This window comes from Nostoc sp. C117 (genome assembly GCF_043099735.1).
Lineage (GTDB): Bacteria > Cyanobacteriota > Cyanobacteriia > Cyanobacteriales > Nostocaceae > Nostoc.
In genome coordinates this window covers 7603353-7616461 of sequence record NZ_CP170991.1, presented here as the reverse complement: position 1 = coordinate 7616461, position 13109 = coordinate 7603353, and the positions used below count along the sequence as shown (strand labels likewise).

The window sequence follows — 13109 nt, the reverse complement described above, 5'->3', positions numbered from 1 at the left end:
CACACACTTTCATCCGATGACAAGTTTTTGTAGTGTTTTGTATTTTTGAAACTTTTAAAAATCTCTAGACTCTCTAGCCAGCTGGAGAGTCTAGGATAAATTCAAGGCGATTCTTTAGACAGAAACTTCTGGTTTCTGATGTGTAAGATATACGTCCCAGTCATCCAGCTTGGTCTGGCGAGGTTGTTCATTTTATCCCGTAAATCTATGACTTTCCAACTCACAGTTCCCAACATGTCTTGTTCTGTTTGTGCAAATACCATCACTAAAGCACTTCAGGCAGTCGATGCCAATGCTAGCATTCAGGCTGATCCAACGACCAAGCTTGTCAACGTAGAAACTCAAGCATCAGAAACAGCGATTAAAGAAGCGTTAGCTGCTGCTGGCTATCCAGTTTCTTAGGGACTGGGGGCTGGGGACTAGGGACTGGGTACTGGGTACTGGGTACTGGGTACTGGGAGAATAACCAATCCCTAATCCCTAATCCCTAATCCCTAATTCCCAGTCCCAAATCCCTAATCCCCAATCCCCAGCATGGATACTCTCACACTTAAACTTCGAGGCATGAGTTGCGCGGCTTGCGCCAATAACGTTGAAAAGGCGATTCGTTCGGTTCGTGGGGTGATTGACTGCAACGTTAATTTTGGAGCAGAGCAAGCCAGCATTAATTACGATCGCTCTCTCACCAGTTTAGAAAAAATCCAAGGTGCGATCGCATCTGCGGGATACTCTTCCGACTCACTCTCCGAAGAAATACTCCCGGAAGACAATGATGCGGAAACAGCAAGTAGACAAGCAAAACAACGCGAACTTTCCCTCAAAGTACTGGTAGGAAGTGTAATCAGCATTTTCCTATTTTTGGGGTCGCTGCCGATGATGATTGGGGTAAATTTGCCGTTGATTCCTAATTTCCTTCAGAATCCTTGGGTGCAACTACTATTAACATCACCTGTCGTCTTCTGGTGCGGTGGATCTTTTTACCGAAATGGTTGGAAAACTTTTAAGCGCCATACCGCGACAATGGACACGCTGGTTGCTTTGGGTACAAGTACAGCTTATCTATATTCTTTGTTTGTTACTGTTTTCCCTCGATTTCTTATTGCCCAAGGCTTGATTCCTCATGTTTATTATGAAGCCGCCGCCATTGTCATTACCTTAATTTTGCTGGGGCGGTTGTTAGAAAATCGCGCCAAGGGACAAACTTCTGAAGCTATCCGCAAACTTATGGGACTCCAAGCTAGGGATGCGAGAGTCATCCGTGATGGTGTGGAAATTGATGTTCCCATCGCCCAAGTCAAAATCAACGATGTGATTTTAGTACGTCCTGGTGAAAAGATTCCTGTAGATGGCGAAGTAGTTGCAGGAGTTTCCACGGTAGATGAAGCGATGGTGACGGGTGAAAGTCTCCCAGTGAAAAAGCAGGCGGGAGATGAGGTGATTGGGGCGACGATTAATGGTGCTGGTGCATTTCAGTTTCGGGCGACAAGAGTCGGAAAAGATACGTTTTTAGCTCAAATCGTTAAATTAGTGCAACAAGCGCAAGGTTCTAAAGCACCAATTCAGCGCTTAGCAGATCGAGTGACGGGATGGTTTGTACCAGCTGTGATTGCCATTGCGATCGCCACCTTTGTCATTTGGTTTAATTTCACAGGCAACCTCACCTTAGCCACAATGACGACGGTAGGCGTACTGATTATCGCTTGTCCTTGTGCTTTGGGTTTAGCTACCCCGACTTCTGTAATGGTGGGGACGGGCAAAGGTGCAGAAAATGGCATCTTAATTAAAGGTGCAGACAGCTTAGAACTAGCACACAAAATTCAAACCATCGTTTTAGATAAAACTGGCACTCTGACTGTGGGTAAACCTACGGTTACAGATTTTGTAACTGTTAACGGCACAGCTAATGGTAACGAACTCAAGGTTTTACAGCTTGCAGCAACGGTGGAACATAATTCTGAGCATCCTTTAGCGGCAGCAGTGGTGAAATATGCCCAGTCTCAAGAAGTAAGTTTAACGGAAGCAAAGAACTTTCAAGCGATCGCAGGTAGTGGTGTTGAAGCATTTGTTTCAAATCATCTGGTGCAAATTGGTACCGAACGCTGGTTTACAGAACTCGGAATTAACACTACGACTCTCCAGCAGTATAAAGATGCATGGGAAGCCGCTGGAAAAACAGTCATTTTGATTGCGGTAGATGGTGAAATTGAAGCAGTAATGGGTATTGCCGATGCCCTGAAACCTTCATCCACAGCAGTAGTGAAAGCACTACAGAAGCTAGGTTTAGAAGTAATTATGCTGACCGGAGATAATCATAAAACAGCAGAGGCGATCGCTCAAGAAGTTGGCATCGAGCGAGTATTTGCCGAAGTCCGGCCAGATCAAAAGGCAGCGATTATTCGATCTCTGCAAAAAGAGGGACTGGGGACTAGGGACTGGGGACTAAGGAAAATTCTTCCCAGTACCCAATCCCCAGTACCCAATCCCCAATCCCTGGTAGCAATGGTAGGGGATGGTATAAATGATGCCCCAGCTCTCGCACAGGCTGATGTGGGAATTGCCATTGGTACGGGAACAGATGTGGCGATCGCTGCTAGCGATATCACGCTCATTTCTGGAGATTTACAAGGAATTGTCACGGCTATTGAACTCAGCCGGGCTACTATCAACAATATCAGGCAAAATCTCTTCTTTGCTTTTATTTATAACGTTATCGGCATTCCCATTGCCGCTGGAATTCTCTTCCCGATCTTTGGTTGGTTACTCAATCCCATTATTGCCGGTGCTGCGATGGCTCTTTCTTCGGTCTCTGTTGTTAGTAATGCTTTAAGATTGCGTAATTTTCAACCAAAAGTTACCTGAGAAATTCCAGGGGGGTTTAACAAATGTTCAGCAAAAAAATGCTTTGGGGAAGTTTGGCTGGTTTAGTCCTTTTGACTGGAACATCAGCTGTAGCCCTAGCAGAAATGCCAGTCCACTCACAGGAAAGTAGCCCAGTTCAATACATAGAGCAACCTTTAGGCTTGAAAGTTGGTGTGGCGATCGCTGGTTTAGCCTTAATTGGGCTAGAGTTGTGGTGGTTTCTTCTCTATGAAGCTGATGAATAAATGAATAATAAGTAGTCGGACAAAAATTTTTACACTCATTGCAAGCGTTAGGGTTTGGGGAAAAGGGTAAAGGGTAAGGGTTAAAGGTTTTTTCTTTCCCTTTTCCCTTTCCCCTTTTCCCCTTAACCGAGAAGTATTGGTGGCCGACCTACTTAGGAACGTAGATTAAATAAGATGCAAAACTTCATCCTGTCTCTAGCTTCCCTCTCCTTAATAAAGGCTACGGTGTACACACAAGTCGCATTTCTTTTCAGATCAGGGTTTTACCTCCCTTAATCCCCCCTTATAAAGGGGGGAAACAATAAAATCCAGTTCCCTCCCCAATACATACGGGGAGGGTTAGGGTGGGGTAATTCGAGGACTGGTAGTGATTCGATAACTTGTGTGTACACGGTAGCCTTTATTAAGGAGAGGGATTGAGGGTGAGGTAAGCCAGGGACATAAATTGTATGTTATTTAATTCTTATTCCTTAGGGTTTGTGAGTAAATTAACTTTCCTGACAATGAAAAAGTAGGTATTCATAGCCGTCCACCCTTGGTAAAGATTGAGTATCAGATATAACGCATGTTTTAACGGCTTCTGCTATGGGGGCATGAAAGTTTACCAGCCACAAATCAAAAGGTCGTGCTAGTGTCTTTAAAGTATTTTCTAGAGCAATGCTGGAAGTGTTTGGGTCTTGATCCTGATGGGCAAGGAGAAACAGAGGATTTGGTGGGGAATTTCCAAGTTTAAACTCCCTAGCTATGCCCATCATTTCCCCAATATGTACATGAGTTTTCTGGGTAGTGGCAATCAATACTGGTACTGGGGATATTTGTTGAATTAGTTGTACAAACAAGTCAGGCCGATAATATTTTTGATAGCCGAGATTGCAGAATACTGTAATTGCACTGACAAATCCCATTAACCAAATTAATATCACAGCTTTTTTCCCGTTGATTCCCCATCTACCTGTGCTTTTTTTTCCTTGTTCTGTTCCAACTAATTCTTTGGGGGGATGCCAACAAGCTGCCAAACTTGCAGCTATTAAAACAATGATGCTAGGAAAGTAAACAAAGTTATAGCGAGCGCCCCTGGTTAGGTCAATCCCAAAAAAGTATGTAAAGCTCAAGAATAAAGCGATCGCTCCGATGGCAATTCCAGCAAGTACCTGAATCATAATCCGAGTTTCTGGTTGCTGTATTTGAACCTCGATCCCACCTAGCAGAATTGGTACTGCCCAAATAAAGAAAATCAGCATCACTAGTCCAGAAGCAATCACAACCAATAGCTGTGGAGATTCTACTGGTAAGAGGGAAATCATTGTGATACATGTTCCTAAAGCCTGAAAAATTGGGCTAATCCAGGCAATTCCTACGCGCGGATATTCCATCTGTATCCATTCTGTCAACTTACTCCCATACAAATTACCCATTAATACTGGCAACCAAATTACAGCTGCGACTAAGCTACCAATGAAAACGGTGTAAATGCGCTGCCAAGGAGGGGAAAGGAGATGATGAGGTTTTTTCTGTTTGCTGTGTTGCCAACCAAGAAAAATTAAAACCAGCGCTTCAGTGCCGATTGTGAAGATGAAGAAGTAATGAGTTGCAATACCTAAAGCATTAATTACTACCCAAGAGAGCATAAGCCAAATGGGTAATTGTGTTCGTTTTTGGATATGACGTGTGGCAATTACTAAGCAGCTGAGGGAAGCAATCACCCATAAAATTGCCAAAGTGTAATGACGCGCTTCTTGTGCCAGAAAGATGCCGTAGGGTGATACTACCATCATGGCAGCAGCTAAATGACTAACTAAGCGGGAGCGAAAAGTGAGCCAACTGAAGGTATAAATAGCTGGGATCGATGCGGCACCGAAAAGAGCAGCAAGCGATCGCGCTCCCCATAACGATACAAGACCTTGTTCTGTCGGAAATAACTTGAGCCACCAGTGAGTTAAGACAAAGTAAAGTGGAGGATGGTTGGTTTCATAACTCAAGTGTGCCCATAGATCTTGAACATCAGCACTGGGTTGTGGTTGTAGTGGTTGTAATAGGATATCTGGTGCGATCGCTCGATCTAAGGGTACTGATAAAAAACTATTCCCCAAGCTAAACACCAAGGTGGAAAACTCATCAGTCCAAGGAGGTTTTGCAGTCAAGTTGGCTAGGCGTAAGCCAATACCAACAACTAACCAGATAAAACACAGTAAAGGATCGAGCCAGCTAGGAGGAAGGGACGCATACCAATTATGCAAGCGCATCTGTTGTTGGGCATATTTTTTGCCCGATCGAGGCATAAGACGTACAGCATAAACAGGCAACAAAAAGATAATTTTTTGGCAAAAATAGGATACATCCCCAAAAAAAACTCTCATAGCGCAGCCTCACACTCATAGATTTGTAGATTTGACGTTTTAGATTTCAGCTTGTTCTAAAATCTAAAAACAAAAATCAAAATCTCAAATCCCTCGTTGTGATTATTTCACATCGGTGACACGCCAGCTGAGTTTCAAATTAATCGAGAAGTTCCAGATGGTAGCAACTGCGATCGCTATCAACTTAGCTAAATACTCATTTATCCCCAAAACATTAAAGAGAAAGTTAATTATTAGAGCTTGTAATATAACTCCAGCCAAACAAATCGCGCTGAACTTCAAGAATCGCTTCAAACGTTGATTCGGCGAGCCTTGCCTTTGAGAAATATCACCAAAAGTCCATAAATCATTCCAGAGGAAATTATTGATGATTGCCACTCCAGCCGAAAGAATTGTACTGCGAGTTAAACCTAAATGAATCACAGTACGCAGCAAGTAAAACACCGTTAAATCGACAAACACACCACTCAAGCCAACAAACCCAAAACGGATAAATCGACCAATTGGGAAATTGACTTTTCTACTCAATCGTCCTACTCTTCCTGTAGAAAGCCGCAACCGCACTAAGTGGTGGATGTAATCTATATATTGCTTCCAGGTAACCTTACTCTCACCCTCTTTGCGTTCGCAAAACACATACCCAACTTCCCCAACTTGGTTTACCTTTCCCCGGCCGATTACCTCTAGGAGAATTTTGTATCCTACGGGATTGAGTTTTGCATTAGCGATCGCACTCCGACGCACCATAAAATAACCACTCATGGGGTCAGAAACTCTACCCAGTACCCCTGGTAAGATAACCAAGCCTAACAACTGAGCGCCACGGGACAAGAAACGCCTAACAACACTCCAACTACTGACACCGCCTCCTTCCACATGACGACTCGCTACTGCTAAATCCGCTCCCTGCTCAACACTACGCAAAAGTTGCATCAACACTTCTGGCGGATGCTGCAAATCTCCATCAATTACCCCCAACACATTCCCTGTAGCTGCTTGCCATCCACGAATCACCGCTGAAGACAGCCCTCGCTCATCTTGGCGTCGCATCACCCGCAATTGCGGGTATTCTTTCATCAACGATTGTGCTACTTCCCAAGTCCGATCCGGGCTATCATCGTCTACTACAATCAGTTCATATTTTCCTGGAATCGATTCATCTAGTAATTGACTCAATATACTAACTATTTTCTCGATATTGTCACGTTCTTTATACGTAGGAATTACTAGAGAAAGATGAGTATATCCACTATCTACATCCCCATAGCTAGGGGGCAATTCGGAAATTTTTAGTGGGCCAGTTGGAACTGTTAATAGTGATTGGGATGAGTTTGTGTTCATATTTCAAATAGCAGAAGGAGGATGTGTAAATACTAAGGTTGATGTAGCCGTTCATCTGCTGGCTTGATTGACTAAATATGGTTTGGTCAAAACTTTCTGATTACTTTTGTTACAACTTACTATGATGAAAGTTTAGTAATTCCCGCACCTTAATTTCCAGTATTTTTCCAAAGTTCATTTAAATTTTACATTTTAACAGCTATTTTTACGGTAATGTATAGTCACTCACGTATTTTTTATATCAACATCTACACAGTGTACCACCAACTTAAGAAAGTAAACAAATATACCATTGATAAATCTTATTTTAAGAACTTTTTAATATTACTAATGCTAATAAGTTAGCAATTATGCGAGAAATATATTATTTTTTGATTGGCATTGATGCGAAAACAAACTATAAGCAAGATTGTTTAATGTGTATATGGTGCGATCGCAGTTTTCTCAGCTTGGTTGTTGCGCGTACAAACTCGTCAGTTAGGAAAATTACTCCGCACAGAGTTGATTTTGTTGTCATTGATGGCATTGTCTTAGGAATGGAAGCGACTTAGTTTGTTGCTGGTTCGTTCCCTGATTTATCTGGTTACCATGAATAGTTTTTTGTTAACCTTACCGCCTCACAGTTTCGCCATTACCCTCAAAAGCTTAGCCGTACCGTATCAGCAACAAGGTAGATGAGATAGATCAAGGAAATTTATAGTAAGTCTTTTCCCAATACCCAATGCCTCATTTGCTAGTAATATTGGATACTATATTCTCAGTTTTATTGCTGTTGGGGTATTAATGTCTGTTTCACATAAATATACTGTTCTTGCTCCTGTTAGCCTGAGCATTGCTTTGTTAATTACTAGTTGCAGCGAAAGTAAAGTCTCCCAGTGCCAACGACTGGTTCGAGTTGTGAATGAAGGAACATCACTGATTGATAAAAATAAAGGAACGCAGGTGATAACTAGCATACAGCTATCTAAAGATTTGGAATTTATTACTAAGTCAATTAATGAACTCAATTTAACAGACCCCAAGTTGAAAGAATTTCAAAGCGGTTTTGTGAAGATTTTTCAGAATCTCAGTCAAGCGATCGCCAAAGCAGGTAAGGCGCTTGGTGCAACCAAGACAGCAGAAGCCTCCGCATCTGGTAGAGAAAAAATCCAAAAGGCGAGAGCCGAAATTGACTCAACACTGACAACAGCCGCTACAACTGTTGGCAAGCAGTCAGATACGTTAGTTAATGAGATGAATAAGTATTGCCAGCAGCCACAATAACTAAATTGGGGATTGGGGATTGGAGATTGGGGATTGGGTAGGGAAAAAACTCATCTCCCAACTTCGGCTGACATAGCGATCGCCTTTGAGAATCATAGTAACTTTTATCACTCTTTTTTTTAAATATTCCTGATGTACACCAACTTTCTCTGTCAAAAGAAATGTTGGTGCAAGTCAAATGAAATACCAGGAGTGATATGAGTCTACTGATGGCGAGTCTGCTAGCAACAGCGCCAATATCTGCGCTCAATTTACCAGAAAAACAAGTAATTAAGTCAGATAATCTTGTACAGGAGTCAAGAGAAGAAACTTTATCTCAAGTTGTCTCACCTCCTGAAATTACACCACCTGAATTTGTAGAGCCAGATATAACCCCTTCTTCCGGTACAAAAACTAAATACGAGAATATACTGAGAAAAAGTAGAGAGAAAATTCAATCGAGAAATAACCTTAGCTCCCCTGAATTCAAAGATAGCCAACCTGTAACAGAAGAACCTGTTGAAGGAGGCAGGAGGCAGGAGGCAGAAGGCAGAAGGAGTAAATCAGTAGGGGTCGAATCCCCTAATGATTTAGAGCCACTGAACTCTCGTTCAGTGGGGGTCTTAAACCCTTGCTCTATTGGGTCGCCGGCTGTTACAGAGCGCAGTTTTCCTCCTGCCTCCTGCCCTCTGCCTCCTGCCTTCCTCGATAAAAATCATCTTCATTTCCCTATCTCCCCGTCTCCACCTCTCCCAATTTCCCAATCTGACGATGCTGGCTCAGACTCAGACAATAAAATGTCTCAAATCAACTCGGTGTCACAACTTGGGGATGTGCAACCCTCAGACTGGGCTTTTGGAGCTTTGCAATCTTTGGTAGAACGCTATGGCTGCATTGCGGGATATGGTGATGGTACTTATCTGGGGAATCGTACCATCAGCCGTTATGAATTTGCGGTGGGTTTAAATGCTTGCTTAGAGAAGATTAACGAAGCCATCGTTAACAATAAACTTAACACTGTTAACAATCAAGATTTAATCTTGCTGCAAACGTTGCAAGGCCAGTTCAAAGCAGAGTTGCAACAATTACAGCAGCGTGTCGAGGCTGTAGAAAACCGGACTAGTGAATTACAAAGCGATCGGTTTTCCACAACTACCAGATTATATGGTCAAGCCGTTTTTAGCGTTCAGGGAACCAATAGCACCGATGTGGATTTGTTTCCTAGAGATGGAATATCTGAAACTAAGGGAAAAACGAATCTGACTTTCACAAGTAGTGCCCAATTAACGTTAGCAACTTCATTTAACGGGCGAGATTTGCTGTTAACAGGCCTATCTGCTGGTAATTTGAGTTCTAATGCATCGTTAGTATCTACCAATATGGGGCGGTTGGGTTTCGAGTCTAATACAGACAACAATCTAGTTATTAGTGACTTATCTTATCGATTTCTCGTCTCCGATAAATTAGGAATTGTCGTCGGTACGGCGGGAGTCAACCCCATCAACACATTTCGCGGTATTAGCCTTTTAGAAGGTTCTAGCGACGGTGCAATTTCTCTATTTGGTCAGCGTAACCCGATTTTAAGTATTGGTAACGGCACTGGTGGTATAGGCTTTGATTGGCAAATTAGCGATCGCCTTAGTTTGCAAGGCGTTTATAGTGCAGAAATTCCTAATTTTCCTGGCAATATAAATCAGGCCGGATTATTTGGCAGTAGATTTACTGCTGGCGCTCAGTTAAGTTTAGCACCCACCAATAACATTGATATCGGCATACATTATCTTTATTCTCACTCCCCAGATGGCTTACTGGGAACTGGTATTGGCGATGCTCAACTGATTTCGCCTTTTGCAGCGACTACAGCTTTTGATACCCAAGCAATTGGCGGTACTGTTGCTTGGCGAATTAACCCTAACTTCCAGTTGGGTGGTTGGGGTGGCTTCACTTCCTCCAAACCATTCCATCTTTCTGGAAGTGTCGAAACTACTAACTGGATGGTGTTCGCAGCTTTTCCCAATTTGCTGCGTAGTGGAAATTTAGGGGGTGTTCTTGTCGGACAACCGCCCAAAATTACTTCTAGCACTTTACCTGAGGGATTTAATTTTCCCAACTTTTCTGACGGGGGGACAGCAGGTGGACGCACTGATACATCAATTCACGTAGAACTTTTTTATCGCGCCCAGTTGAGCGATAATATCGCGTTGACTCCTGGCTTATTCGTCATTTTTAATCCCGATCACAATGCTGCTAACGATACTTTAGTTGTTGGCGCACTCAGAGCAACTTTCCGGTTTTAATTTTATACCAATGTAAATGTAATTAAATATGCTTTTTTCCTACTGAGTCATTCAGTAGTTAGATGCTTGCATCAGCCAATGTAAGCAAGGAAAATTCGTGCGTATTTTTTCATAGGTGATTAAAGGAGCAAATTTTTTATGAAATTACATTCATCAACTCGGTTGGGTTGTGTTCTTGTTAGCAGCAGCAGTTTAGCCGCAGTCATGATTGCTTTAGGTGGAACAAGTGCTTTAGCTCAAATCACAATTCAAAGCACTGGCACATTATCAGGAACTATCCAACTTCCCAGAAATAATCCCAATTTCAATAAAAGCATTACTCGTGTTGATACAGATAATACGGGCACTTACTCTCGGAACTTAGGTACAAACAACAATCCTAATTACGTTCCCATATACAAATCAGATTATGTGCAAGTAAGAACACGTAATGATGGAAGTTTACAGTACTATGTAGACTTTAAAGGAATTCCTATTGTTTCCTTTAATGGCGTTCTGACTTCGCCTGTTCTGTCTGGGGGTGTGTTGACACCTTATAAATACCAAGGACAATTGGCAGGAACTACATTTCAAGGAGTAGTTCAAGATGAATTTAATCTCACAAAAGCCTTATACACTGGTACTGTCACCGATCCAAAAACTGGAAACCAGTATCAGGGGACTTTTGAAGTGAGTGGATATGGAGTGCGATATAGCGATCGCAATGGTGGTAAAACCCCCACAGTCTTTGATTTCAAATCCGATCTCCCAGGTTCGCCAAAGGTGACATCTTTGGAAATGACTAATTCTCCCCTGGCGAGAATACAAATTAAAGTACCTGCAACTGCAACTCTCGTCACTCCCACACCAGTAGTTGGTAGTGGTAGCACACCCACTCCTGCACCAGTAGTTAGTCGTGGTAGCACACCCACTCCTGCACCCGTGGTTAGTGGTGGTAGCACACCCACTCTCCCAACGATAGTTGATAGTGGTAGTGCGATAACTGTTACACCAATCGTTGATAGTGGTAGTGCGATAACTGTTACACCAATCGTTGATAGTGGTAGTGCGATGACTGTTGCACCAATCGTTGATAGTGGTAGTGCGATGACTGTTGCACCAATCGTTGATAGTGGTAGTGCGATCGCTTCGCCGATGACTACAAGCCACACATCTGGCTCTAATTCCCCATCACTCTCTACTACACCTAATATGGAATTTAGTACTGGTAACTCTCCAACAGTCAATCAAGTAGTTATCAACCCTGCAACTCTTGCTCAAGCTGCTTGTTCCAAAGATTTTGTCAATAGCTGCACAAAACCTTCTGCACCCAAACAAGCGATCGGTCCCCGGAGCCGAGTGCTATTGCGTTAGATGTTTAATGATGAAAAAACTATTCTCCACTGACTCCCCCTTCCTAAAACTTTGCGGTGCTTCTGGAACTCTACCAAGGCAGAATGAAATCTATATAATAGCCAGGACGGGGTAATATTCCACTTAAAAAAGTCCACCAGGAGGTATTCTCTGCCGTTTTGCTGGTCATATTCCTTTTTGCGGTAGATTTTAGCCTGATAATTTTCTGGCTATACTAGTGGCTTAAGCCTATTGATTGACAAATTTCATCCCTCAACATCAAACACAGAAAAATTCTATATTTGGGACATCTATCAGCGTGCATTTACTTTTAACTGACACAAAAACCTTATTTGCTGTTGGAGGAAATAAATTTTCTGAGGGACTAGAAAAACTTTATCAGTCAATCACTCAGGTTAAGAAGACAGGATAAACAGTGAAAAACTACACCAAATTTTCAATTTGGTGGTCAACAAGACAGTGGCAGGTCAAAATCTCCCACTAATTTCTGACTTCTCTTTTAACACTACAAACTAGATTTAGAACAATCAAACGTCTTCTGAGTTAGCACCTATGAAAGAAGAATTGATAGCCAGAGTTGTACAGGTCTTGAAAATTAATATGAATTGGATGACTTGGAATTTGTTTCTGGCTTTTATACCTTTAGCTTTGAGTGTCTGGCTATTTCGCATTAAGCGTGGTGGCACTTGGCTTTGGTGGCTAGGATTCTTAGTTTTCTACGCGTTCTTACCGAATGCACCGTATTTATTGACCGATGTCATTCACTTGATAGACGATATTCGCACGATTCAATCGGTGTGGATAATTACTTTAGTATTAATTCCTGTGTATTTGCTAGTAATTCTGGCTGGATTTGAAGCTTATGTAATATCGTTAATTAATTGGGGTTACTACTTGCATCGCATCGGCAAGAGTCAATGGATTTGGCGCTTTGAGTTAATTACCCATGCTCTTTGCGCTGTTGGTGTGTATTGGGGACGTTTCTTACGTTTCAACAGCTGGGATTTTATTACTCAACCTGATGCCGTAATAACCAAAGGTGTTGAGGAAATTCTTGGAAAACAGCCATTGGTGATTATTGCTATCAGTTTTGTGATACTTGTTGGGCTGTACTGGATTATGAAAAGAGTAACTTTGGGTTTTGTCAGGCAACCAAAAAATACATATCCTATCGAGACACAACCAGCAAATTCTAACACTCCGAATGCTGGATAAATCAGAACAAAAACGGAATTAGGTGTAAATAATTTTCAGCATATCCAAAAAACTAAATGTAGTTTGTAGATAGCTCATTTGCTTATAGGCAATGACAAGATTGTTTAGTAAAAGCTGCCGAGGGACATAAGCTGTTACGCATTTAATTTGTAGATTTACCTGATGAATGTTAACTGTTAACCGTTAACCGTCAACAGTTA

Annotated in this window: 9 protein-coding genes and 1 pseudogene; 8 read left to right on the top strand and 2 right to left on the bottom strand. The window is 42.2% G+C overall.

Annotated features, from left to right (window positions below):
• Window positions 1-207: 207 nt before the first annotated feature.
• From ACFG4S_RS32510 to ACFG4S_RS32500, 3 genes are all read left to right on the top strand, one after another.
• On the top strand, window positions 208-402 hold the full coding sequence (locus ACFG4S_RS32510) for a heavy-metal-associated domain-containing protein (protein WP_392532967.1): 195 nt from the start codon (window positions 208-210) through the stop codon (window positions 400-402).
• A 132-nt stretch (window positions 403-534) separates the two neighbouring features.
• On the top strand, window positions 535-2859 hold the full coding sequence (locus tag ACFG4S_RS32505) for a heavy metal translocating P-type ATPase (RefSeq protein WP_392532966.1): 2325 nt from the start codon (window positions 535-537) through the stop codon (window positions 2857-2859).
• Between the two features lie 23 nt (window positions 2860-2882).
• Window positions 2883-3104, top strand: coding sequence for a hypothetical protein (locus ACFG4S_RS32500; protein ID WP_392532965.1), 222 nt, complete (start codon window positions 2883-2885; stop codon window positions 3102-3104).
• Window positions 3105-3592: 488 nt separating this feature from the next.
• Here the strand turns inward: ACFG4S_RS32500 and ACFG4S_RS32495 are convergent, their stop codons facing one another.
• Window positions 3593-5347 carry a glycosyltransferase gene (locus tag ACFG4S_RS32495; protein WP_392536136.1) on the bottom strand — a complete coding sequence of 585 codons (1755 nt, stop codon included), beginning with the start codon at window positions 5345-5347 and terminating at the stop codon, window positions 3593-3595.
• Window positions 5348-5563: 216 nt separating this feature from the next.
• Complete coding sequence (locus ACFG4S_RS32490; RefSeq protein WP_392532964.1) at window positions 5564-6802, bottom strand: glycosyltransferase; 1239 nt, start codon at window positions 6800-6802, stop codon at window positions 5564-5566.
• Between the two features lie 423 nt (window positions 6803-7225).
• Here ACFG4S_RS32490 and ACFG4S_RS32485 point away from each other — a divergent pair.
• The 5 genes and pseudogenes from ACFG4S_RS32485 to ACFG4S_RS32465 all read left to right on the top strand — a co-directional run.
• Window positions 7226-7459, top strand: a pseudogene (locus tag ACFG4S_RS32485) (energy-coupling factor transporter transmembrane protein EcfT); the annotation flags it as partial.
• Window positions 7460-7585: 126 nt separating this feature from the next.
• The gene (locus ACFG4S_RS32480; RefSeq protein WP_392532963.1) at window positions 7586-8065 is read left to right on the top strand and encodes a hypothetical protein; all 480 of its coding nucleotides are present in this window, start codon (window positions 7586-7588) and stop codon (window positions 8063-8065) included.
• A 209-nt stretch (window positions 8066-8274) separates the two neighbouring features.
• Window positions 8275-10341, top strand: coding sequence for an iron uptake porin (locus ACFG4S_RS32475; protein ID WP_392532962.1), 2067 nt, complete (start codon window positions 8275-8277; stop codon window positions 10339-10341).
• 138 nt (window positions 10342-10479) lie between these two features.
• Window positions 10480-11694, top strand: coding sequence for a hypothetical protein (locus ACFG4S_RS32470; protein WP_392532961.1), 1215 nt, complete (start codon window positions 10480-10482; stop codon window positions 11692-11694).
• A 552-nt stretch (window positions 11695-12246) separates the two neighbouring features.
• Complete coding sequence (locus ACFG4S_RS32465) at window positions 12247-12909, top strand: DUF1361 domain-containing protein (protein WP_392532960.1); 663 nt, start codon at window positions 12247-12249, stop codon at window positions 12907-12909.
• The last annotated feature ends 200 nt before the right edge of the window (window positions 12910-13109 follow it).

Excerpts from the sequence above, each read along its gene's own strand:
- ACFG4S_RS32510 (WP_392532967.1), top strand. The coding sequence starts at position 208 with ATGACTTTCCAACTCACAGTTCCCAACATGTCTTGTTCTGTTTGTGCA.
- ACFG4S_RS32505 (WP_392532966.1), top strand. The coding sequence starts at position 535 with ATGGATACTCTCACACTTAAACTTCGAGGCATGAGTTGCGCGGCTTGC.
- ACFG4S_RS32500 (WP_392532965.1), top strand. The coding sequence starts at position 2,883 with ATGTTCAGCAAAAAAATGCTTTGGGGAAGTTTGGCTGGTTTAGTCCTT.
- ACFG4S_RS32495 (WP_392536136.1), bottom strand. The coding sequence starts at position 5,347 with ATGCGCTTGCATAATTGGTATGCGTCCCTTCCTCCTAGCTGGCTCGAT.
- ACFG4S_RS32490 (WP_392532964.1), bottom strand. The coding sequence starts at position 6,802 with ATGAACACAAACTCATCCCAATCACTATTAACAGTTCCAACTGGCCCA.
- ACFG4S_RS32480 (WP_392532963.1), top strand. The coding sequence starts at position 7,586 with ATGTCTGTTTCACATAAATATACTGTTCTTGCTCCTGTTAGCCTGAGC.
- ACFG4S_RS32475 (WP_392532962.1), top strand. The coding sequence starts at position 8,275 with ATGGCGAGTCTGCTAGCAACAGCGCCAATATCTGCGCTCAATTTACCA.
- ACFG4S_RS32470 (WP_392532961.1), top strand. The coding sequence starts at position 10,480 with ATGAAATTACATTCATCAACTCGGTTGGGTTGTGTTCTTGTTAGCAGC.
- ACFG4S_RS32465 (WP_392532960.1), top strand. The coding sequence starts at position 12,247 with ATGAAAGAAGAATTGATAGCCAGAGTTGTACAGGTCTTGAAAATTAAT.